The organism is Bacillus sp. ISL-77 (genome assembly GCF_018613105.1).
The window spans coordinates 16,070-39,266 of the sequence record NZ_JAGGQY010000038.1 but is presented as its reverse complement, the minus strand read 5'-3'; the positions used below and the strand labels follow the sequence as shown (position 1 = coordinate 39,266).

Sequence of the window (23,197 nt, the reverse complement as noted above, 5' to 3'; positions counted from 1 at the left end):
CTACACTGATATTATTTTCCTGTAAAACTTTCCACCAACCTCTAATGTTCCCGCCATTAATTTATCCATTATCTTTTTCATCATCCCTCTGTATTTACCATATATTCCCGACTTCAATAATACATTCATCCCTATCTTGATAGTCCAACATTTCCAAAATTTCTTTGTAGAGTTATTTATTTAATCTTTCATGTATGCCTATTAGTTTATATAGCTTATCAAAAGCTGTATTTTCATCTGCTGCTTTAAAAATAATCGATTTAAAGCCTCTCTCATCGGTTTCATATACTTTCCAAATTCTGTCCTCACCGTCATAATAACATCCTAGGACATAGGAGGCCTCTGTAATACCATCTTTTTCAATCTCATATGCACCAATATTAGGATTTTCATTTGAAATCTTATTTAAAAATTCATTTTTTGTCATAATTCTATTCACTCTCGTATTTACTTGTATAATATTATTTTCAGTTCTCAATCTTTTAATAAAATTGTCAAGCGCATCACTTTCATTATTAAAAACAGTTGTTTCTGGGAATATAAAAATGGATTCAAAGCGCATTTGACTTTGAATCCTTTATTAACGACCCATATTTCCTGATTATATTTATTAATGCTATACAGCTCAGGTAAATTTTAAAATATGAGTGGCTTTCTGACTTCGAATAATTGTACATCTTCTTTGGGCACCCATTTTTCATAATAATATTTATCAGTTCTATCTAAACCTAAGGTTTTAGCTATTGAAGAATCGGAAGTACCAACCAGAAACTGATTTTCATTTTCCTTATGCACATTTATCTCTATATTCTTATATTTTCCATACGTTTTAACATTAAAAGCGTTCTTAAGATCTTTTACATTAATAACCTTAAAAAAGATATTAGAAAAATTATCCTTACTAAATCCTTCTTTAATAGATTGAGGATCATTTGTTACTAAATTAAAAGTGTCATCACCATTATCGTATATTTCATATTCGAAATTATTAATTATTGCATAGTCACCAGACTTAAGCATAATTCCACCTCATTTATTATTTATTTACCGAAATGAATCTACCATTCCTATAAATGGCTACCAAATTCTCTTCTCCATTGATAACCTCAAATAATTCAGCACCATTTTGTGGTTTATAATAACTATTGAACTTCCACTCTGGTAATACCCTGCCATTTCCAGCTCCAGTAAATCCATTTTGCGTACATGGTGGACCGTCGTTATCGCTTCCTCCAAAACGTTCACCATAAGGAATATCTATATCATCGATATGGGATGTCTTAAATCTAATCATTGCATAGGAATTCTCACCCTCGGGGAAAGGTCTTGATCCGTCCCTAATTGTATAATCCAATCGAGATGTTTCAACGACATCATCATACATTCTCACATCAGCAACATCCTCTACCTTTGCTACATAACCGCCTATTTCTGTATACTCTCCTGAAAGGTACTTTGATATATCCTTTATCGGTAAAGTTTTTTGTAATAAGGTTGCTTTAGTAATGGGTGGTACCGCATCTCGAATTTTCCTCAAAATTGCTACTTCATCATCGGTTAACTCTAATTGTGGTTTTAACCGCAATTCATTGAAAAAATCCAATGTAATACTATGTTTTTCTAACTCATTGGGGATTTGTTGACTAAAGCCTTTCAAATCACTTGTTAGGTCAAATCCATATTTGTTATCTACTGCATTACTAACTTCCTTTGTACCACTTTCAAGGTTAACCCCATCAATCCGACTAAGCACATCTTTCAGCTTATTTTCCACCGCATGGGTATTCTCAGCAGGCATTCGAACCTTCCCAGTTTCACCCAAATCAACAGCAGCTAAGCCCATTCGCCGCGACCGGGTAATGTTTTTCGCTTGTGTTATAGCAGAGTCTACTAATCTTCCTGCTTCCAGTGTATCTTTTGTGATTTTATTTTTCATCACATTGGTAGTATCTATTATTACCGATGAGGCATTCTTCAAGCGTGTGACCGATTGCTGACCAGCGGTTTTTACCATGTTGTCGATATGAGTCATTCCTTGATGGATACTCCCTTTAACCCCTGTCCGCAATCCGACCGTTCCAATACTCTCCCCTAGATGAGCTAGACGGACTGTGCTTGAGAATTTCGTTAATCCGCTGACACCAGGAACAATATCCAATGGGGCCAATAGTCCACGAAACCACCGTTCGCTCGTCCCGAGCTCCCGGCCGGATACCCAATCCTCACCTGACACAGCTGTACTCAATTCAAGCGACCCATAAGTAGCCCCTAACGCCAAACCTGCTGGAGGACAAATAATCGTCGCCCCAACAATGACGACCAACGCTCCGATTTGAACCCAAAATTCCTTGTCTTCTTGTTGGTTTCGAATCGATTCGTACTCAAAGGCACGCGTATTTAGAACACCTTGTTGATATTCTTCTTGCGAAAAATCCTGGTCTGGATTAAGTTCTTTCCATGCATCGTATTCTAGCTTCATTTGTCCTGCATAAAAATTATCGCCACTGAACAAGTCATCAAGACTCACTTCAGTTTTTGGCACTTCTAATGATTGCGCCGGACCGTATTCGGTATAGACGAACTGTGTTTCGGTTATACCGATCCGATTTTTTGTCGTATAGTTCGAAATGGTTAAATCTCGCATTGCCTCGACAAATGCATCCATATCTTGATAGAATGGCTGATCAATGGTGCGGTCGACTATTTCTCCGACCTTGCCTGTGAAACTATGTAATATTTCAAAGCCTTCATAAAGTCCTTGGTATTTGCTTTTTTGACTTGTGTGGTGAAATGTTATAACCCCATCACTATCATTGTTCGCTATTGTCGACTCGGCATCCTCTAAATTATCGCTTAAATTTTTCAGATTATCGATCATTCCTTTGCCCCATCGGCCTAGACCGATTAAATCACCTATTCCATCTTTCATCTTTTCCCAGTCCGAAGGGATATATTTTACATCCATATAATAACCCCTTTTTTAGATTATTTGGCCATTACTGAATTACCAGTTTAAAAATATGTTATATGAACCTCCGCTTGGCCGCTCCTCATGTCTACCCAAGGGTTAATTACACCCCAATCAAATTCTATTGTATTTTTAATTCCCATTTGTTCGCCCAATAATTTAATTAACCATTTTCTATGTCGTTTAGCGATGGTTAAACCATCCTCTTCGATTTCCGAATAGGCCCTAAGGATAACTTTACTTAATTTTTCATTGGTAAATACTATTTGGATGAGAAATGAATCGGAATATATAGGTTGTGGAGACAAAAAATACACAAAACTAGTGGGTTTACCTTCTCTAATCTTAATATTCAAATCTTGGTTTCTAAAACTATCCAAAGTAGTCAGGCTTTTAATAGTAATCCCGCCAACTTCAAGCGTTCCTGCCATTAATTTATCCAATATCTTATTACCTGTCCTTTCTGGAACTTTTGCTATTTTACTCCACCTTAGAAATAAATTCGCTAAATGTATCAGCTATAAGGTATGTTACAGGCTCCAATTCAACCGACTCTTCATGATTCCAAATAACCACATTCGGATTTTCTCTGTTCTTCCTAAAATCCAGACATACAAAATCACCAGCAAACAAAACAGCAATAGGTAAAATATCTGCACCTATCAAATCTTCATTATCCGTCAATCTATCTTCAAGTTGCGTTAATGTAACATCCATATCATACATTCCTAATGGATTTTCTCTAGGAGTTTTTAATAAACATAAAAAGCGGTCTATTGCATATTCGAAGCCATTACATTTAAAAACTCCTGCTATTGGTCTTCCTCCATTATTTTCTTTCATAAAATCAACAAAATCTTTTGGAAGTTTTACTCTCCATATATTCTCTTTTCTCTCAAACAAATCATCTGTTGGTAACGGAAGAGTTATAGTCGACATATCTATTTTCATAGAAATTCCTCCTTAATAATCATCTAGGGGCATCTGCCCACATACCAGTTGACCTCCCACCTTGCCTGCGAAACTATGCAATACCTCGAAATCCTCATACAATCCTTGGTAATTGTTTTTCTGGCTCGTGTGATCAAAAGAGATAACACCATCACTATCATATTTCGCTATATCAGACTCGGCACCCTCTAGGTTATCAGTTAATTTTTTTAAATCATCAATCATACCTTTGCCCCAGCGACCTAAACCAATTAAATCACCAATCCCGTCCTTCATCTTTTCCCAGTCCGAAGGGATATATTTTACATCCATTAAATCATACCCCCAGTTTGGCAATGATTTGTTCAGCAATCGCTTGGTCTGTTTGGATCATCGTGTTGAGGATATCTATTACCAATGCAGCAGCACGGGAATAATTGTCGTGTAAATCCATTACCTTCTGGTTAGCTTCCGCATATACCTCCATCGCTTTTTTGGCTTTACCTTCTTGGTAATAGTCGAGGTTTCCCAACTTTTCAATATTGGGAGCAGCGTTGGTCTCTAATTCTGTAATAATGCCCTGTAATAATTGATATATCGTGGTTATTTCATCAGGATTAATATTAATTAAGTTAGAACCCCCCCCATCAGCTTTAAGCATATGACTTCGCCTCCTTATAAGGGAACTCCATTTCGTCAAATAGGACCTTCAAAAACCAATATTGACTAGCATGGTAATATTTTTTATTTACAGTATCGACCATGATTAACTTTTCATTTTTCGTAAAAATGAGCCACTGCTGATAATAGTGCCAATTATATCGATCTTTATGTTCCTCCTTAAGATGGAAGAATTCTAGATTCATAAACATCTCTTCCGGCTCAAAACTCTCGGTCTCACGTCTTTCTTGATTGGATAATTCCTTTTTTAAGAACGCTTTTTCCGTTTCAACCGGTTCTCTTACAATCACCGGAAAATGTTCACTTAACATTTTTAGAAGTGATGCTTTAGAGGTGATACGTAACTGATAAGACCCTTGTTTATCCAACTCTGCCAGCACAATGACCTCATCTCTTTCACGTTCCCGGAAGGCAAAGAGAAGATTATTGATACGAACGTATTTCTGACTTTGATGATAAAATTCAATGGTTTGGATGACCAGGGCCCCAGATTTTGTTATCTTTCCCTCCGGTGTGATGATTTTCTTCTCGATCAACCGATCATGTGCCTCTTTAAAAACCTCTTCGCCTTTTAATTGGTAAACTTCCTTCTCAGGTAAGCCAAAAAGAACTGTTCCACCAAATGCTGCTGCTAATAGGTATAATTCAGCCACTAAAAACGTATCAGTTGGTTGTTCGATCATAAATTCTTCACTTCCCTTACTGAGCCGTCTTGAAGGAAATCATCTACGTAGCCACCTAGGTTATTTAACGCTTTTGTTTGTTTTGCGACAGCGGACTTCAGATCATGATGATATTTCTGAATGATTTCCAGATAACTTAAAAAGGAATCTCTAGATTTCCCGCTCCATTCAGCTGAATGAAGGTAAGAAATTAGTTGTTCACAAGATTCATAGGTTTGTTCAATCGATCGCTCTAATGCCTTCGCTGCGGCCTTCGCTTCATTTACTTTATCCCCGTCAATTCTAACGCTCCCCACTGATCAATCGCTCCAATCTCTCCTGTAGCTCTTTCAATTCCTTTTCTCTTCTTACTCTTTCCGCTTCCGCCTCTTTAATGGCCAAATTTTTATAATGGACATATCGTTCATATGCCTTATTTTTCGCGGCAGCCAGTGAACTCCGCTTTTCCTGATCTGCCTGAAAACACTGCTTTAACTTTTCCGTTAGTTCTTCCCTGCTCATTTCAAAATCATTTGAAGGTATTTTTGAATTAGATAGATTCGGAATAGCACCTAGATATGAACTGTAGGCTGCATTTGCTTCTGATACCTTATGATCGTGTTCCGAAATGGCACTCTTGAGTTTTTCATACAGCTCGTAATAATCATCTCTTTTTCTCTCCGAATCGCTTTTAAACCAATCAAACATGGACAGTCACTTCCTCTCTTTTTACACTAGGAGCAGCAATTTTGATCTTTTCTGCTTTGCCCTGTTTAATGTAATAGGCTTCATATGGAAGTAAATTTGGCTCTTTATATGGTCTAGTTAGGACCTCAAGAATGTTCTGCTCCGTAATTCTTCCAATCAAGATGCCGGTCTTTTGTTTCTTCACCATGGTCGCGATATCATCGTATTGCCTTTCTAATGCGCCATGGACAGCTCCGACAACAAAATGAATGCCTGTGCGAGCTCCCGTGTCCATTAGTTTTACTAGAATCGATTGTTCTGTAAAGGACATCGATTCGATCACGAATGACACATCGGTTATGAAGACAACCATTGGGCGGATCTCCTTCAGAAAATCATTCCTAGTTGCACGGCCATTGGTGGCCATTTGAACTTGACGGAAGGCATCTTCCCTTGTTTCAAATAATTGCTGAAGCCGCTCGATAAACTCCTCCATTGAACCGGCATGGTCGGCATAAAGATTGACATTTTCCTTATACATTCTAAATCTTGACGCAGCATTGTCGATTAGCCCCACATCGATGTGATGATTAACTGAGATACTTGCTATTAGAGTTAGATAGGTTTGTTCCACTGCATCGATTCGATCACTTAAAAGTAAGGTGGTATGATCTTTAACGACACTTAATTCGACAGGTTCGACATTTTCAAAATCTACCGCAAACGGTATGCCGCCTTTGTTTAAAATGGCTTTGGTTTCCGGTTTCTCAATAAAAGCTGTGAAGTCAATGATTTCCGGAACCATTGGGATCGGCAATGGCAGCTCGCCCTTCCAAGCGTTTCGCATCGCTCGACTCTCTTCTTGAATATGTTTAATAATCGCTAGCGCATCTTCTCCTTTGACAGGAAGAGCCGTTTGAAATAAGGTTGGCTGCTCTAATTTAATTAAACCGCGTCCTGGAACTTCTTCAATCGTTAACTCTGTTCTTCCGACAATATTCCGCGGCTCCATACTATCAATCATAAACAACGAAATTTGATGCTTAATATTTGCCAGAACCGGTGCCCGCATGGCACTTTGCCGCCCAGCACTGATCACCATATGGATTCCTGTACTGACACCTTCCCGTGCAATCTGTGCCGCTATTCTCTCAAAATCGTCCCGATAGGAAGCATCGACGATGGAATCAAATGTATCGATGAGTAATACAATGACGGGGACTTCTTCCCCACTCGCCTGCTCATACATTTGAATATTTGCCACACCATACCTGCTTAATTTTTGTTTTCGCTCCTTTAACTCATTTTGCAGGCGGCGGAAAAGCTTTCCTAGTTTGATTTCCTCATCTACCATAATCGTATCGGCTGTATGAGGCAATTCCCGCAATGGCAGCAAACCATTCGTCCCGAGGTCGATTAAATAGAAATGGACTCTCTCCGGACTGTGCTGTCGAGCGATATCCATGGCCACACTTTGTAAAAAGGTAGACTTCCCATACCCAGGACTCGCAAACACAGAAAGATGGCCATCTTTAGAAAGGTCCAAGGTCAGTGGTTTTTGTGCTTGCCTTTCAGGCAGATCTAGAAAACCGAATGTCACTTCTAACAATCTCTTCTTTTGATCCCAAGCTTTTGTATAGTTCACTTCATTTAAATCTGGAAGGAAAATCCGCTCCTCTAATGGCGGCAGCCATGGTCTTTGAAGTTCAGCAATCCTTTTTTCCGTTGCATAGGCTTGAATATAATCAACAACCGCATCCAGTTCTGTTGGAACTTTTTTAATGTCTTTCTTATTTGATAGTCCACTTAAATCATGCGAGAGGATGTCATATTGGCCAAGTTCATTAATGGAGTAAATCGTTGTGTCCAGTAAGTCTTGTTCGTTTTTATCAGGAATATAATCAGCCCCGCTCCAGGCACTTTGAAATAGTTCATAAATTTCATTGTTGCCGACCTGTAAATAGGCACGACCAGGAAGTGTGATATTCGCCGCATCCGGCGTTTTCAAGATTTCTGTCGAATCGCTGGCGTTTTGAACTTTGAGTGCCAGCTTGAATTTAGAGTTGGACCATATTTGGTCATCCACCACACCACTCGGTTTTTGTGTAGCCAGAATCAAATGAATCCCAAGGGAACGTCCAATACGGGCTGTCGAAACAAGTTCCTTCATAAATTCGGGCTGCTCAGATTTGAGCTCGGCGAATTCATCTGATATTAAAAATAAATGAGGCATCGGCTCTCTAGCCTCACCTGATTTATACAGTTTTTGATATTGATTGATGTGGTTGACATCATGTTCGCCAAATAACCGCTGGCGCTTTTGTAATTCTGCTTTAATCGATGCAAGAGCCCGCATCGATTGCGTACCGTCCAAATTTGTAATCGTTCCTAATAAATGCGGGAGATTTTTAAATAAATTTGCCATCCCTCCGCCTTTATAATCAATGAGCAGAAAAGAAGCTTCATGCGGATGAAAGTTTACCACAAGCGAGAGAATATATGACTGAATAATTTCTGATTTTCCAGAGCCAGTCGTCCCAGCCACTAAACCATGTGGTCCATGTGCTTTTTCATGGAGGTTCAAATGGACAAGATCTTCTTTCCCACGCATTCCCAGAGGAACAGCCAGGCTTTTATAGGTTTCATTTTGTGTCCATCGCCCATCAATACCGAGCTCCTCCACTTTCTCTACACCATACATTTCGAGAAAGGTCACGCTTTCTGGAATCGAATTTTTTAAATTTTGCAGGTGATTAAGCGATGCCAATGCCCGTGAAAAATCTTCTTTATGAAAGCCTTCCGAAAAACGATCGGGTGTGAATCGTCGATTGACCAATTCACCTTTCTCAAGGATCATCATTCCGGTTGTGGCATCACGAATATCAATAACCGTTTTCACTTGTTCCGGAAGAGACTGCATGACATCCTGTACGAATACAAGAGAAACACCTAATTCACTCGGGTCTTCATTAAAGTATTCCATCACGGAATGATCCAATATCATTTTTTCATCGGTTATTAACACAACAAAATGAGGAGTGAAATGAACTTTTTCACTTTTATTACTCTTCTCATTGATAGCAAGCTTGCGTTCTTTTAATATCTGATAAAGGGAGTTAAGGACCTGATCACGAGAACGTTCGTGATAAACAAATCCCCTTACATTTAGTTCTCGTAAACTAGCATGCGGGAGCCAGCGCATCCATTCCCATTTCCCTTTTTCCTCTTCAGGAAAGATCGTGACAAACTGGACATCATGGTAACTGTGAAATAAAGCAGTCTGCATCACCAGCATTTGTAATTGTTCCAGCACAAGCGGACGCTGTCCAATGTACCCAACCGGTCCATTCATTAATGATGTCGCTGCCGGTACATCTTCTAATGTGAGATACTGAGCCCGAAGATTGCGGGCTGCATCCACCAGTTCATCCTTATCAAGGGTAAACTCCTCGATATTGAATTCGACCTCAAAGCTCGAATCACCCCTCCCTAATCCAACACGATACATAAGGAAGTCATGATGCAAGCTGGTTTTTTCATAAATTCGGGGATCAACCTTCATCGCCATCACACGCAATTGCTCCACATCTGGAAAGTGATAATAGAGGGCATGCCGCTGTTCTTCACTAGCTTGATATAATTGCTGTGTTTTCTGTTTCAAGTACTCGCGGTAGCTTATATCCCGCTCTTTTATATCTAAGCGGTATTGCTTCAGACTTTTTAGATAGGATGTGATTGAAAAAATGACCGTCGTTACTGTCATAGCAAGCATAATGATGATATAAAACCCATTCGACAGAAACAATGAGACCATGATCATCGCTGCAATCATCACAAGCGGCGGAACAATCACCCGTGCCAGCTGTTCACTCGGTTTTCCAGGTTTATTAGAGGGTTTAGCAATTTTTCGTTTTTCCTCTGGCTCACGGTATATAATCCTTGGTGAACGATGATAATCAGGGTAATGACTGCCGAAATCATGGTGAACGTCAAATAAACGAACTAATTTCGTTGTTATGATGGATTCGACTCCTAGAATTTCAAGGTCCTCCTGACCAATCTTCATCATCATCCCGTCAAAAAAAAGCTGATCTCCTGGTTCTAGCAGCACCACACCCGTTGCCCGAACATAATTGTGGTAAATTTGACCTTCAAAGATTTCAAGTTTAAAAGGATCGCCCAAATTCTCGCGAATCAGTACAAAATCGAGGGCAGCGTTCTCGATTCTTACATCATCGTAATCATTAGCACCAAAAGTAATACTATAGTTTTCTGTTGTATCGTATACACACCGCTCCGCTTCTTCCTTGATATAAACCTGGATCGGCTCGTCATGAGTGTTTAATGTAAGGCATTCGTTAACCTGCAGCTGCTGATTACCGATTGTGCATGCAGCTCCATCCCATATAATGGACAATCCTGGATTTAAATCGAGAAAGGTAATCGTGTTGGAACGATCATTTCCGACTGTTATTGTTTTTGGTTCATTTATCGTTAAATGGCATTTGTGCAAATGATCTTTATAGCTCAGCAGTAATAATCGTTGTGCCATCTTTCTCTCCCTCAGTTCTGCTGGTTTAGGATGGAGTCCAGACCATATTTATCAGCATATGTATTATATTGTTCTTGATATTTTTGAACCTTCTTTTCACGCTCTGTCCCACTTAAGTCAGGGTCATTTTTCGCCTGTTCGATTTGTTTGATTAGTCCATACATGATTAATTGAGGATCATCAATATACTTGGCAAGGTCGATCGTTCTGGCAAAATCGCCCCGGCCATTGTAAATCCAATACAACAAATAATTAGGATCACTTTTTATACTAATATTTTTCAAGATGACCTCTTTCTGATCTTCCGAAAGCTTCTCAGTTTTAATGAAAGAATAAGCAAGAACATACTTACTAGTATCTGGTAATTTTTCTGGTGTTTGATCTTCTAAATCATTAATGACGTCCCCATAATCTAAGGATAAAAAATGACGATCTGCTTCGAGGAGATCTTCCTGAAAAGGTGTTTTTACAAAACTCAGATAGACGAGCGGCACGGCCAATATAACGGCAAGAGCAATCATAGTAAAAGTTAATTGTTTAAACAGGCGAAATCGCTTTGCAGGTACATGTACCATGGTTTTTTCCAGCTCTATTTTTTCCTTTATGTACTGTTCTTCCAAAAACTTGATTAAAGCATCAAAATCATCTAGTTCACGCACTTGACGTTCAAATGGAGTATCCTTGGCATTTTTCAATGAACCAGAATAGAGCTCGTCAAAGGTATACTTTTTTGAAAATAAGGCGACGATTAAACATTTATATTGGAGTAATAATTTTTCTTCATTCAGCTCATGTGGAGGAATCAACTCCCGGATACCGCGAAACACGATAGATGGTAAAAGATTATCATCAAAAATTAGATTGTTGGGATGTAAGAAGAAGGTCATGCGCGTGGTTAGGATTTTTTTGAATCGAGCTAGATTGTACAACAGGCGTAGTTTATCTTTCCGGTTTAGCTTTTGTACATCTTCCCATGTGTTAGCCCTTGGGTCGACTTCAAAAGAGAAGGTAAATATATCGTCTCCTTCTTCAACCATTGCGGGTACGAATAAGTCTGAGTCGTTATTGATTAAAGCCAATTGGCGAACATCTTTTACTCGTGTTTGTGATTTCGGCAAGTTCAGCTGCCAGCTATTGTTAAGAATGAGAAACTTGTATGTGATTGACTCCCATTGGATGCTTATTTCATTCATGAGTTCTGACTCCTTCCTGCGAAACAGGCGCCATCTTCAGAAAGATTAGTGCCTGTTTCTATATACTTATAAAACTAGTAAAAGGTCTCCATTGGTTACCGGGTAATCGATAAGCCGATCGTCATCTGCTAATAAGAGATTTTTATTGGAAAGCTTTACTGCAAACAGTGGTGCCATTGTAAGATCCAGATTTAAGGTTTCTGCCAAATTCACCAGCAGTTGATTAATCGGTTGGTGTGCAGGAATTCTTACGTCATACTGCCCTTTGCCCCATCTGCTAAAATCAACGGTCACGTTAACATGTGTTTGACTAGGCATGGTGGCCCCTCCTTTACCCAAGCGTTTTTCTCATCATAGTAAAGATCCCGCCGCAGCCAATCACGACCATCCCTAAGAACGTCGTGATTGTTTTTGTGTTCAAAATACCACCTTGTTGATCCTCAGGCTCGTTCTCGGAGGGAGCTGCAGTATATTGAACTGTATAATTACTCGAAAACAGTACCTTTTCGGTATGTTTCAGGGTAATATCGGGCTTACTCGGCGAAACAAAAAGCCCTTGTTGTAAATCTGACGTGGATTGTTCCATTTCTATTTGTTTTGTTTTGAGGGCAGCCTGCGTTTGTTCCTTAAACAGGTTCGGCGCCAATTTTTCCAATTCCGTTTCTTGATAGTCTTGAGTTTCTAAGTTCTCTCTTTCAACTGCATCTTGGCCAATCCGGTCCGTTTGCAATCGAATTTTCCCGCTATGATCAAGAGTTTCATCCGCCAAAGGCTGGAGTGAAAACATAAAAAGGAATCCTGTAAAAACAGTGATAACACTACAGAGCTTCATTAATTCCTTCATGATTAACCTCCTCGCTTTTAGCCGAACGATTAAAGACAAACAAATGGCCGGCAAGGCTGACAACCGTCAGGGCTGCTAAGCCAAAAATAATCCACTTTGTATCAGCTGCTCCACTTCCAAACTTCATTAATAACGTCTCAATGTATTGCAAAGGTGAGTAGTCTCTTAATGTAGCAGCGGTAGAAAATTGATCAAAGTGACGTCCAAGTGCCTCGGTTAGGAATAAATAGAGGCTCAAAATCACCAAAAGGATAAACATCCCTGCCATTTTCAACTGCCGTAATAAATAAGCTGACACCATCAGCAATGTGACCATAATCAACGTGATTAAACCGATCCATTGCAGGGATTTCCCTTCACTCATTTGCAGTAAATAGGCTGACAGCGGTCCGATCACGATTCCCTCAACCAGACCAATACTCACAGTCATAATTGTGAGCGGTATATTCTTGCCAACAATTGTTTGTTCTCCCGCAAATGTGTCCTCTTGCAGACGTTTTCGCTCATGATTAGAGAGAACATAGGCGGTAAATAAGGCGACAATAAAACAGATCAAGACAACAAAGTAAGGTGTAAAGGTATCACCTGCAGCGATAACCCCAGCATTCTTGGTTTGGACCGGATTTGAAAGAAAGCTTAACAAATCTTCATTTGGCCGCTCACCTATGCGGCTATTGGCTAGCACCCCGGCGAAATTGTCAGCAAAGTTTTGGTCCTCTGCCAATTTAGTTGTTAAATTACTCGAAAGGTTCCCTGCTTGTTGTACTAAAGTCGTTCCACTGGCTTGAATTTCCTTCGCTTGACGATCGATTGCATCGAAGGTTTGATAAACCGAATCAGCGGAAGTTAAATTAGATTTCGACTGGTCCGCTAGGGATTGACTTGCAGCAAGCAGCGAGTTAAATTCATTTCCTATCGATAGAACTGCCTGTTGTTCTTCGTCCCCATTCAGCAAAACTTTTGCTTGTTCAGTTTGTAAATTAAGACTTGCTTCGCGCCATGCTCCCAAATCTTTTAACGTCTCAGAAAGGTTTGTATTTAATAGTTCCGCTTGTGCTGTTGTTTCGTTAATCCGCTCCGACATTTGGGCCGCATTTTGATTGGCATTGTCAACCAGCAGCATATATTCATCTATTTTGCCTTTTACATCTTCTGTCTGTTCCCGTATTTCCTCTGTTATTTGTTCAGCAATATAAGATGCTAACACATCGACAATGTCTTGCTTATTAAATAAATAATATAGTGAATCCCCATCTGCCATATCCGTCAGATTGGTTTGATTCAAATCATTAACTAGGTCCTGACGATTAAATTGATCTATGCCAATGCCAAAGTATAAATTATACAGAGTCAATAACTTATGGAAATCACTGACGGTATCGCTGGAAGCATTGATCAGAACACTTGTCGAATCCCCGGTAAGTGGTGACATCACTTGGTGGGCAATATGATTATTTAAAATTTGTAATCTCTCAATAATGCTTATGTCGTCATTGTCACTTGGTTGAGTCAACTCTTGATTTTCTACCGTCTTTTCGTTCGTCGTATCATTCGGACTTTTGCCCATTTCTTCAACTGTTATGGGCTGATTACTTTCATAGGACGATACGGATTGCTCTGTTTTCTTTTTAATTTCAGCTGAAGTTCCCTCTTCCGTTCCTGGCAGTTCTGGATGATCTACATCGGTTATATCCTTCTGATCGAGTTCCCAACTCCATGTAATCGGCTGGAAAACATCAAGGATGGCATCCATGTTTTTAAGACTCACATCAACTTTTACAGTGAATTGTCCTTCATCAGTTGAAGGCAGTTTAATTTTTTGGTACGGAAGAAACGACTCAGTATAATCCATTTCTTGACTATTTGGTAATGATAATAAAACTCTCTCAATCTCAAATTCTTTTGGAATCGATAGAGTAAATTCCTGCCCATTCTTTTTATTTTTCTGCAGGTTTACGGTATCTGTCAGAGTTACCCCCTTTGTCATCAAATCACTTTTGACTTGTTTTACTTTTTCAGACAAAGGAATCCCATTTGCATCACGATTAGGGGTATAACCAAACTCTTGATTGTATTTATTGGTGACAGCTATGACATTTTTTAGCTGTGTGATGGTTTGATCACTTAGGCCTAGGCCGTCTAAATCATTACTATCAAGTGTTGGCAGCAAATCAATTTGCTTTTGTAATGTATCCCGTGCATTTTTATCTGGAGCAGCAAACATATGACTTAAGGAAATATTTTGCTCTTGACCTGAACTATGTTTTATTTCGTTCTTAAGCTTATCGGCAATTAATTGCTCCATATCTGATGCCAATTTGTCCGACAGCTCTGCATTCATTTGATCCATTTTATCCTTCGTGTCCTTCAGGTACGCTTGAAGGGCGGCTGATTCGGTTAAAATAGTCGCCGACTGATTACCATTCTGGTGGAACTGGTCATTGATAGCCTTATTAGCTGACGTTAAATAATCTAATTGCTGCATGACATCGCCATGATTCATTTCACGATCTAACATATTAAGCTGGCCAGAGAAACCCTTTGTTAATAGACCATTTGCCGCTTTCAGTTTTGTAAAATCCACTAAGCTGGATTGGTAGGTATGGCTTGCGGTTACATCCTCACCCAGGCTAGTTTCAAACCCCTTTAATAGGTCCTGTAAGCCGGTAAAGCTCTCTCTCGATATCTTTGTGTTACTCTCAACAGCTCCAAACTGAGCGGTGTAACCGGATATGGGACGATGGATCGATTGATCATAGAAGTTCGTATATACTTGCTCCTTGTTTACCAATGTTCTGATATTGTCCTGAGCATCATGTAAATTGCCGATCACACTTGCGAAATAGACATCAATTATCTGGCGGTTAAAATCTCCCAGGATAGCGCTCGCCGTTTTCTCGGCTTTTGCTTTTATATTGCTGTTATCTGAAGCATTAATTTTGTAGTTCAATACCACCTGTTCTGGTGATTTCGAATCAATTGATAATGCCTTTTCTGTAAAATCATTCGGAATGACAATCATCATGTTGTAGACATTCCGCGCAAGGCCGCTTTCAGCCACACCACGGCTGACAACATACCAGTCATGTGTATCATCTTTCTCAATATTCTTGATAAATTCAGCACCGAATTCATAGTTCCTATCATTAAAACTTGCACCTTTATCTTCATTAACCAATGCTACGGTCATTTTCTGCTCATCTGTGTTGGCTTTGCTATTTGAAACTTGATTCAATGCCAGATAAGAGATGCCTGAAGATAGCGCAAGGATCAGAACTAGAAATAACAAGACACCCCGCTCAACCCTTTTCATCCACTCAACCCCTGAAATTTTTAGTATGTAATAAAGAAATGATTTCTATTTATATATAAAAATACTTTAATATGTTAGAAGACTTTTGAAATGGCCTGTTGTGGCAAACAAAGAATAAAAGCCACACAACAATTGTCGCGTGGCTTTTGGTTTTTTGGGAACATTGCCCCGAATGACATTCCACTTATCTAATGCTCATCTTTCATTTGACAGGCAAATGAATTAATTAAGCCCAAAATTCTGCGATAATTGCTCATCTTGTTGAGCAACTGCCTCTGCCGTCTTGTTCAATTGTGTGTTAATTTCTTGCATTAATTGAGCAAAATTTTGTACTTTTGGCTTCAACTGGTTAAACTGATCGTCAAATCTTTGGAAGGCACGACCTTCCCATTCACCACGAAGTTCATTTTGTAAATTAGTTAAGTCCCTTAAAATTTGCTCAATTTGTTGTGAACTTTGCCCATAGCGAGTCGCTTTAGCTTTTAACTCCGCTGGGGTCATACGAATTTGTCCAGCCACTTGTTCTCCATCTCCTCTGCCTATAGTTTGCCGTGGAATTAATTAATCACTAATTCCAGACAATAACACTACGTTGGAAGTAAATTCCTATCTATTTATTTAACATAGGATCTTGGAACATTCAAACGTCTCTGGAAATGGGTGGTATTTCGTCTAGTACTTTCCTTCTAATTTACATTGAAACTGGGAATTTTCAGCCGGAGGATAAGGGGAATATGATTCTTTCTTAGTAAGACAAAGGGTTGGTTTTTAGACTATATATAAGGAATTATTAAAAATTGTAGCACTATTTACCTGTTTTTCGAGTTAGAACGGGTTCCTTGCACAGTTCCAAATACACAAACTTTACTTGACAAGACGATGTGATAAGTAGCTATGTTGATACGAAGAAATGAAAAAAGAGGCTTCTCATAATTACCATTACGAGAAGCCTCTTTCAAAGAGTAAAATATTTGTCATTTTTATAAATTTGCATTCAAACTTTTGCAATTTCTATCTCATAACCACTTGGCAATGCTTCAATAGCTCCTATTTTTGTACAAACAAGCGCTCCAACCTTATTTGCAAAAGACACGATGTCATGGAGCTTATCAAAATCATTACTAATAGTTTTGATTTGTTCAGAGTCAGCAAATCTGTATAAGGCTGCTCCGACAAAAGCGTCACCTGCACCTGTAGAATCAATGGATGTAACCTGAATGCTGTTAACAATCTCATTTTTCTTTCCATTAGACAGCAATGTACCTCTTTTACCAAGCGTAACTGCTATTATTTCCGCTCCCATTTCATGAAGGAGACTAACACCTTCTTCATGATTTTTAGTCTCTGTGATAATCTCCAATTCCTCATCACTTACCTTAACAAAATCACTTAAAGCAATTGCTTTTTTGGCAATTTTGACAAACTCATCGACTCTTCCCTTCCATAAATCGCCTCGATAGTTAGGGTCAAACGAAATAAATTGTCCCTCATCTTTAGCATTGGAAATAAGATTTAGGTAAGTGCTGCAAAATGGCTCAGATAACATAGCTGTCGCCGAACCAAAATGGAGAATCTTTGCATTCCTTATTTTATCTTGATCAATATCGTCTAAGGTCAAAAAAGCATCTGCTCCCCTATGGAATACAAAGTCCCGCTCTCCACTTTTCTTTAATGAAACAAAGGCTAAAGTGGTTGGTACTTTCTCATCCATGACAAGCATAGAGGTATCTACGTTTGCAGCGTCTAATGTTTGTTTCAAGAAATCTCCAAATGGATCCTTCCCTACTTTTCCGCTAAACGCTGCGTCCCCGCCTAATTTTGCAATGGCAGCTGCGACATTGGCCGGTGCACCACCAGCACTTTTTAAAAATTGACGTCCCTTTATTAAATCCATGTCAATATCCGTACAAAAGAAATCAATTAATAATTCTCCAACACAGACAACTGAAAGATTTCTAGTTATATTATTTTGCACATCTATCACACTCATTTACTAAATTTAAATTTTTATATAAAGAATAATTAAACTGGTTGTTTTGATCTTTGCTCCAAATCTGACATCATATTTTTATATTTTTTCTCTGTTAACGGATAGAAGCTTATGATTAATACAGCAAGTAAAATAAAAAGTCCTGGGATCAATGCATTCATATTTTTAATAGCATTTAGTGAAGTTACTGTCTGTTCTGCATTAGGTACATAGCCTGCTATCCCTAAATAAATGGCAGAGAACGACCCCGCGAGGGCAACTCCTAATTTATTAGTAAAACTCATGCTGGAAATAACCACGCCATCAGCCCGAACTCCAGTTTTCCATTCAGCATAATCTACACAATCGGCAATCATACCCCAAGCTAGCGTATTTAAAGGAGTGGTAAAAAAGCCCGAAGCAAATAACCAAAATAAAATTAACGTAACTGAAGAATATGGAGTAAAGTGCAGCCCGATGTACGAAATAAGAGATATAGCAGCTGAGATAATCATCACGTTCTTTCTACCCCATTTTTTTGAAAATACAGGGATAAATAAGTTACTGATTAACGCTGCCCCAAAAAATAAAACGGTTCCCCAAAACACTAATTCCTTTTGATGGATATTGTACGTAAAGTAGTACACCATGGTACTAAGTTTAATATTAAATCCAATAGCAAACGCCAAAAATGATGAGGCTAGAATTAACAAAGGCTTGTTCTTAAATAAAACAGATAACGTCATTTTAATTCCATGTTTCTCGCTCTTTTTGGGGACAATTCGCTCCCGTACTGTAAAAAAGCTAAAGAGGTTCAAAACGATACTTACCATCGCATAGACTAGAGCAGTCATCTGAAATCCAAGTTCTTGATTCACCCCTCCAAATGCTGTTGCAAGTGGTGTTGCAAATGAAATGGATAGTAGGATTCCTATATAAACCAATATCATCCGAGTAGTTGTTAATACGGTTCGTTCTTGCACGTCATTAGTTATCCGCGCTGTTAAGCTGTTAACTGGAATCGTTTGCATACTAAAGGACATTCCTAGCAAAATATAGGTAACATACGCATAGATAATGTTTCCAGTCGGGCCAAAGTGAGGGTTGGTAAAACACAGGAAAGTGAATAACGCGAACGGAAGGGAGACCCCTAATAAATATGGTCTTGCTTTCCCCCAGCGTGTGTTGGTCTTATCTAAAATCATCCCCATGATTGGGTCAAAAATAGCATCTAAAATTCGTACGACAAGGAAAAGAGTTGCAATAACCGCAGGGTGAATCCCACCGACATCCGTATAATAGAAAAGGAGATAAGCGTTAACAAATTGGAAAACAATATTATACGACATATCACCAAGTCCGTATCCAAATCGTTCTAACCAGGATAAACCAGTACTAGTATTACTAGAGCGGGAACTATTTTTGCCTTTGGCCTTCAATCCTGCTAATTGTCCTGTTTCTATCATAGATTATACCTCTCCATTCGTTCAGTTTTAGTCATTCGGATAGACTATAATTTTTAAACATTCATTTTTAAAATTAAGGGCTCGTTCCATCGCTTCACGTGTGTCAGCTAACGAATATCGATCCGTCACAAGATGCTTGGTGTCAACTATGCCAGAAGCAAGGAAGTTGATCCCTTTTGGATACGTGTTTGCATAACGAAAGATGCCATAAATATCAATCTCATTGTCCGCGATAAATGGTACATTTAGTGGGATTTCATTCTGGGAAGGCAATCCTACAATGGCAAGTTTTCCACCTCGACGAACGGAAGCCAGTGCGGATTGCAGTGCTGCTGGATTCCCGGCTGTTTCCCAAGCAACGTCAACCCCTCTGCCATTTGTAATGTTTTTGATTTCCTCGAGTGGTTCCTGATCCCGAATGTTGATAACATGAGTTGCCCCCATTTTTTTAGCAGCCTCAAGTCGTAATGACTCCAAATCAGTCACTATTATCGTGCCTGCCCCAAATGCTTTGGCTGCACCGACAGCCATTAACCCCACTGGGCCCATTCCCATAATGGCAATGCTTGATCCAGGTTGAAGTTTCGTTCTCATCGCTGCATGAATTCCAACAGAAAAGGGTTCGATTAGGGCAGCATCTTCAAAGGATAGTGTATCCGGGATTGCGAAGACAAAGTCTTGCCGCATTTTTATATATTGTACAAATGCACCGTCTACTGGTGGCGTTGCCAAAAATTCTACATCCGGACAAAGGTTATAACGACCCTCTTTGCATGCTTCGCATTGTCCGCAGGTTACACCTGGTTCAACCGCAACACGATCACCGACTTTAAATCTATTAACAGACGTTCCAACAGCAGCAATCTCACCTGAGCATTCATGGCCAAGGATAATCGGCTTCTCAACGATGTATTTACCAATCCTGCCATGAGTATAATAGTGTAAATCCGAACCACAAATTCCAACGGCCATTACTTTAATCAAAACTTCATCGTGACCAATTTGCGGGACAGGCAATGATTCAATTGTAATTTCTCTTGTACTGTGCATAATTGCTGCTTTCATGTGTGTAGGTAGTGTGTTTTTCATTATAAAATTCCTTTCTTTTTGTAAGTGCATACATTTTATTTCCCTCTGTTATATTTTGATTTTACTTGCTGCCCCAATGATCTAGTAGCTTTTTACACTGTATAAAAGTACAGCGGCACTGTACTTTTTAATTTTTCATATACAAAAAGAGATGGATTGGTAAAATAACATAATAGGAGGTGTGAGGCATTATGGCTGAACTTGAGGACCAGAAAGATTTTGCGGAACTGTTATCATCTGGTGTTAAGTCTTTAAAACTCCATCCTGACTTTAAGATCAGAAGGAAAAAAAATGAAGTTAATACATCCGGACAATCTTACTTAGACAAAGTCGCTTACCAGCTTGGGGTCTCTTCTAACACCATTAAAAGCTGGATAGGGCAAATGGGCCCCAAATATATTCCCGGTCGAATTGACGACGGCAAATTATTTGGAATTATCTGGATTGTAATCCAAAAGAGTGACAGGAATATACAGTGGTTTACAAAACTACTTGAGACTACTTCCATACCTGTAATTAAACCTGCATTACCTATCTGGGTCGTTTCATGTCTAAAAAAAGCTAAAATCTTACGAAATAACGGGGCATTCGGTGCACCGCTTGATGAAGACATTGAAAATGTAATTAATCGATTGTTTCCTGATAAGCAAATAAGCAATACTATTACACCTAAAGAACAGCCAATGACGCATAACTTGCCAACTCGCTGGTCAGGGGGCTTCATCGGTAGGAGCTTTGACTTAGAAGCTATTCGTCAGTGGGTGCTTTCTCCTTCACCAGTATGTACAATTACTGGTTGGGCTGGCATGGGAAAAACGACCATCGCGCTTGAAGTAGCCTATGCCTGTGTTGGGGGAAATCTCCATGGGGATTCTGTTAATGTCGACGAAAATTGGCCAACATTTAGATCCATAATCTGGGTAAGTGCTGATTGGAAAGGGTTAACCTTTAGTGATTTCCTAAATACAATTGCCTATCAACTAGGACGCGTAGAACAAATAGATAAATCAATTAATGAAAAACGTTTTGTTGTCCGTAATGCATTGGCGAATTATTCTCGGCAAGAACCGGTATTGCTGATTGTAGACAGTATTGATACTGCCGAAAGTGATATTCACGATTTCATTACCAATCTCCCACAAGGTGTTAAAGTAATCCTAACCTCTCGTGAGAATTTGTATCAAAAATATCGGGAAGCCTTTCGGGAAATGGTTACCATTCAGCTGAAGGGTCTTGAAAAAACTGAAGCTTTTGATTTTTTTACTTATGAAGTACGCCGTCAATTACAAACTTGTAACTCTCCAGATAAGCGAGAGAAGATAGAACAGTTATTGAATATATCTCTTGAAATCCAGCACCAGTTGTTTTTAGCGACTGCTGGTAACCCTAAAGCTATTGCACTCAGCATAGCCTATATTTCAGACGATGACATTCCTGCTCAACAACTTATTCAGGAATTAGGGAAAGCCGGCTACACATTGTTGGAAATGTTTGATTTCCTCTTTGGGCGCACATGGAAACGCTGTGATGAAGATACCCGGCGTCTATGGCAGGTGCTATGTTTTTTCAGCAAACCTCCTGATGAAGAGAGCTGGGCTGCAGCCGCTGGATTAGATGTTCGAAATTATTATTATGCTGTTGAACAGATGCGGACCTTTGCCCTGATCCAACCAGAGCGGATAGAAGGGAAATTATATTATCTTGGGCATCAAACCGTAGTGGCTTATGGCGAGCAGCACTTGTTAGAGAATCATGACTTTGAAAAGGAAGCACGCAGTCGATGGAGCCGATATTATATTCAGTACTTAGAAACCCATTTAAAACGGGAGCAGCTAAATTCTGTTTATTGGAGTTACCTGCTTGGTCGTGATTTGGATAAAATCAAGAAAGAATGGCCGAACATACTTAAAGTTATAAAGTGGGCAAGCCAAGTTCCAGAAAAGGAGCTGCTAATTGATCTAGTAACACGCATAAGTCACTTTTTAAGTCGGATTAACTTGCCGCTACGAATCGAGTACGGACTGAAAGCCGCTGATTATGCCAACCAATTGGATAAAAAAACGCATGAAGCTTTTCTTCGAATTGATACAGTAGGCTGGGCATTAATAGAAGTCAATGAATTGGATGAAGCCCTTCAACAAATTGAAGCCGGGCTTCAGATACTAGAGCATTTAGATTCTAATAATGCGGATGTTTTTGATTTAAAGGTTTGGGGACTTGCCTTAAAATCCAGACTGTTCTTAAAATCAAGCGATAATGAAAAGGCAGAAGCAATTTTAAGAGAAGTCATAGATATATCCGCGACCCCTATTATCCAACATAGAGTTTTATTAGTTCGCGGAGACTTAAGCTTGTTGCGAAAAAATTATGAAGAGGCAATCAATTTATACGAAGCCGCTAATCAAATCAGCACAATGTATGGCGGTGAAAAGACGATTGAAGCATATTTTAATTTAGGTTTAGCTTATGTTAATTGCTACGAATTTGAAAAGGCAGAAGCAGCGTTTGATAATATTCTCTATCACAAAAATAAGGCTAATCAGATTGAGCTAATATATTATCATTATGGGATGGCCCAAATGTTTTCTAAGAAAGGCGATAATGAAAAAGCACTGCAATCAAATCAAATCGCTATTACCCTTATTGATTCGTGGGAACCAACCATCAGTATTCGAAAAGAAGTAGAACAATTTAATGATGTAATTGAAAGTAATTTACATATTTAGCCGTGTTTTAATAAAGGCCAAAGGCTTGGCAGTAAATTTCAACAATAAAAACCACTCCTAAATTTTATTAGGAAGTGGTTTTTTATAGAAGAAAATAGTGGCATTTTGTCGCTTTAT

20 protein-coding genes are annotated in these 23,197 nt (G+C 39.1%); 1 reads left to right on the top strand and 19 read right to left on the bottom strand.

All coding sequences use genetic code 11. The features are described 5' to 3' along the window. Positions 1-172: 172 nt before the first annotated feature. The 19 genes from J7E77_RS16170 to J7E77_RS16080 form a co-directional block, all read right to left on the bottom strand. Complete coding sequence (locus tag J7E77_RS16170; protein ID WP_214715702.1) at positions 173-562, bottom strand: hypothetical protein; 390 nt, start codon at positions 560-562, stop codon at positions 173-175. Between the two features lie 74 nt (positions 563-636). After that, on the bottom strand, positions 637-1,020 hold the full coding sequence (locus tag J7E77_RS16165; protein ID WP_214715700.1) for a hypothetical protein: 384 nt from the start codon (positions 1,018-1,020) through the stop codon (positions 637-639). Positions 1,021-1,036: 16 nt separating this feature from the next. Further along, positions 1,037-2,965: a hypothetical protein gene (locus J7E77_RS16160; protein WP_214715698.1), complete on the bottom strand. Its 1,929-nt coding sequence runs from the start codon at positions 2,963-2,965 to the stop codon at positions 1,037-1,039. A gap of 47 nt (positions 2,966-3,012) precedes the next feature. Beyond that, positions 3,013-3,411, bottom strand: a complete 399-nt coding sequence (locus J7E77_RS16155; protein WP_214715696.1) for a hypothetical protein — start codon at positions 3,409-3,411, stop codon at positions 3,013-3,015. A 37-nt stretch (positions 3,412-3,448) separates the two neighbouring features. Next, positions 3,449-3,919, bottom strand: a complete 471-nt coding sequence (locus J7E77_RS16150) for an SMI1/KNR4 family protein (protein ID WP_214715694.1) — start codon at positions 3,917-3,919, stop codon at positions 3,449-3,451. A 12-nt stretch (positions 3,920-3,931) separates the two neighbouring features. Beyond that, a complete protein-coding gene (locus J7E77_RS16145) occupies positions 3,932-4,231 on the bottom strand; it encodes a hypothetical protein (protein WP_214715692.1) in 300 nt (99 codons plus the stop codon). A gap of 4 nt (positions 4,232-4,235) precedes the next feature. Continuing rightward, positions 4,236-4,559, bottom strand: coding sequence for a hypothetical protein (locus tag J7E77_RS16140; RefSeq protein ID WP_214715690.1), 324 nt, complete (start codon positions 4,557-4,559; stop codon positions 4,236-4,238). After that, positions 4,552-5,262, bottom strand: a complete 711-nt coding sequence (locus tag J7E77_RS16135; RefSeq protein ID WP_251026495.1) for a DUF5081 family protein — start codon at positions 5,260-5,262, stop codon at positions 4,552-4,554. The genes J7E77_RS16140 and J7E77_RS16135 overlap by 8 nt, the downstream gene beginning before the upstream one ends. Then, positions 5,259-5,558 carry a WXG100 family type VII secretion target gene (locus tag J7E77_RS16130; protein WP_214715688.1) on the bottom strand — a complete coding sequence of 100 codons (300 nt, stop codon included), beginning with the start codon at positions 5,556-5,558 and terminating at the stop codon, positions 5,259-5,261. The genes J7E77_RS16135 and J7E77_RS16130 overlap by 4 nt, the downstream gene beginning before the upstream one ends. Continuing rightward, on the bottom strand, positions 5,545-5,949 hold the full coding sequence (locus J7E77_RS16125; protein WP_214715687.1) for a chorismate synthase: 405 nt from the start codon (positions 5,947-5,949) through the stop codon (positions 5,545-5,547). The genes J7E77_RS16130 and J7E77_RS16125 overlap by 14 nt, the downstream gene beginning before the upstream one ends. Continuing rightward, positions 5,942-10,480 carry a type VII secretion protein EssC gene (essC, locus tag J7E77_RS16120; protein WP_214715686.1) on the bottom strand — a complete coding sequence of 1,513 codons (4,539 nt, stop codon included), beginning with the start codon at positions 10,478-10,480 and terminating at the stop codon, positions 5,942-5,944. Before essC ends, J7E77_RS16125 begins: the two co-directional genes overlap by 8 nt. Before the next feature lie 11 nt (positions 10,481-10,491). Further along, positions 10,492-11,673: a type VII secretion protein EssB gene (gene essB, locus J7E77_RS16115; protein ID WP_214715685.1), complete on the bottom strand. Its 1,182-nt coding sequence runs from the start codon at positions 11,671-11,673 to the stop codon at positions 10,492-10,494. Positions 11,674-11,739: 66 nt separating this feature from the next. Then, a complete protein-coding gene (locus J7E77_RS16110) occupies positions 11,740-11,991 on the bottom strand; it encodes an EsaB/YukD family protein (protein ID WP_088085120.1) in 252 nt (83 codons plus the stop codon). A 13-nt stretch (positions 11,992-12,004) separates the two neighbouring features. Continuing rightward, on the bottom strand, positions 12,005-12,517 hold the full coding sequence (gene essA, locus J7E77_RS16105; RefSeq protein ID WP_214715684.1) for a type VII secretion protein EssA: 513 nt from the start codon (positions 12,515-12,517) through the stop codon (positions 12,005-12,007). Then, a complete protein-coding gene (esaA, locus tag J7E77_RS16100; RefSeq protein WP_214715683.1) occupies positions 12,492-15,830 on the bottom strand; it encodes a type VII secretion protein EsaA in 3,339 nt (1,112 codons plus the stop codon). The genes essA and esaA overlap by 26 nt, the downstream gene beginning before the upstream one ends. A 222-nt stretch (positions 15,831-16,052) precedes the next feature. Then, entirely contained in the window at positions 16,053-16,349 is a 297-nt protein-coding gene (locus J7E77_RS16095; RefSeq protein WP_214715681.1) for a WXG100 family type VII secretion target, read from the bottom strand. A 475-nt stretch (positions 16,350-16,824) separates the two neighbouring features. Then, positions 16,825-17,793 carry a carbohydrate kinase family protein gene (locus tag J7E77_RS16090; protein WP_308160648.1) on the bottom strand — a complete coding sequence of 323 codons (969 nt, stop codon included), beginning with the start codon at positions 17,791-17,793 and terminating at the stop codon, positions 16,825-16,827. Between the two features lie 59 nt (positions 17,794-17,852). Continuing rightward, on the bottom strand, positions 17,853-19,265 hold the full coding sequence (locus tag J7E77_RS16085) for an MFS transporter (protein ID WP_214715679.1): 1,413 nt from the start codon (positions 19,263-19,265) through the stop codon (positions 17,853-17,855). A gap of 27 nt (positions 19,266-19,292) precedes the next feature. Continuing rightward, positions 19,293-20,354, bottom strand: a complete 1,062-nt coding sequence (locus J7E77_RS16080) for an NAD(P)-dependent alcohol dehydrogenase (protein WP_214715678.1) — start codon at positions 20,352-20,354, stop codon at positions 19,293-19,295. Between the two features lie 191 nt (positions 20,355-20,545). Between J7E77_RS16080 and J7E77_RS16075 the strand changes: the two genes are divergently transcribed. Beyond that, positions 20,546-23,080, top strand: coding sequence for a tetratricopeptide repeat protein (locus tag J7E77_RS16075; protein ID WP_214715677.1), 2,535 nt, complete (start codon positions 20,546-20,548; stop codon positions 23,078-23,080). Positions 23,081-23,197 lie beyond the last annotated feature (117 nt).

Excerpts from the sequence above, each read along its gene's own strand:
- J7E77_RS16170 (WP_214715702.1), bottom strand. The coding sequence starts at position 562 with ATGCGCTTTGAATCCATTTTTATATTCCCAGAAACAACTGTTTTTAAT.
- J7E77_RS16165 (WP_214715700.1), bottom strand. The coding sequence starts at position 1,020 with ATGCTTAAGTCTGGTGACTATGCAATAATTAATAATTTCGAATATGAA.
- J7E77_RS16160 (WP_214715698.1), bottom strand. The coding sequence starts at position 2,965 with ATGGATGTAAAATATATCCCTTCGGACTGGGAAAAGATGAAAGATGGA.
- J7E77_RS16150 (WP_214715694.1), bottom strand. The coding sequence starts at position 3,919 with ATGAAAATAGATATGTCGACTATAACTCTTCCGTTACCAACAGATGAT.
- J7E77_RS16145 (WP_214715692.1), bottom strand. The coding sequence starts at position 4,231 with ATGGATGTAAAATATATCCCTTCGGACTGGGAAAAGATGAAGGACGGG.
- J7E77_RS16140 (WP_214715690.1), bottom strand. The coding sequence starts at position 4,559 with ATGCTTAAAGCTGATGGGGGGGGTTCTAACTTAATTAATATTAATCCT.
- J7E77_RS16135 (WP_251026495.1), bottom strand. The coding sequence starts at position 5,262 with ATGATCGAACAACCAACTGATACGTTTTTAGTGGCTGAATTATACCTA.
- J7E77_RS16125 (WP_214715687.1), bottom strand. The coding sequence starts at position 5,949 with ATGTTTGATTGGTTTAAAAGCGATTCGGAGAGAAAAAGAGATGATTAT.
- essC (WP_214715686.1), bottom strand. The coding sequence starts at position 10,480 with ATGGCACAACGATTATTACTGCTGAGCTATAAAGATCATTTGCACAAA.
- essB (WP_214715685.1), bottom strand. The coding sequence starts at position 11,673 with ATGAATGAAATAAGCATCCAATGGGAGTCAATCACATACAAGTTTCTC.
- J7E77_RS16110 (WP_088085120.1), bottom strand. The coding sequence starts at position 11,991 with ATGCCTAGTCAAACACATGTTAACGTGACCGTTGATTTTAGCAGATGG.
- essA (WP_214715684.1), bottom strand. The coding sequence starts at position 12,517 with ATGAAGGAATTAATGAAGCTCTGTAGTGTTATCACTGTTTTTACAGGA.
- esaA (WP_214715683.1), bottom strand. The coding sequence starts at position 15,830 with ATGAAAAGGGTTGAGCGGGGTGTCTTGTTATTTCTAGTTCTGATCCTT.
- J7E77_RS16085 (WP_214715679.1), bottom strand. The coding sequence starts at position 19,265 with ATGATAGAAACAGGACAATTAGCAGGATTGAAGGCCAAAGGCAAAAAT.
- J7E77_RS16080 (WP_214715678.1), bottom strand. The coding sequence starts at position 20,354 with ATGAAAAACACACTACCTACACACATGAAAGCAGCAATTATGCACAGT.
- J7E77_RS16075 (WP_214715677.1), top strand. The coding sequence starts at position 20,546 with ATGGCTGAACTTGAGGACCAGAAAGATTTTGCGGAACTGTTATCATCT.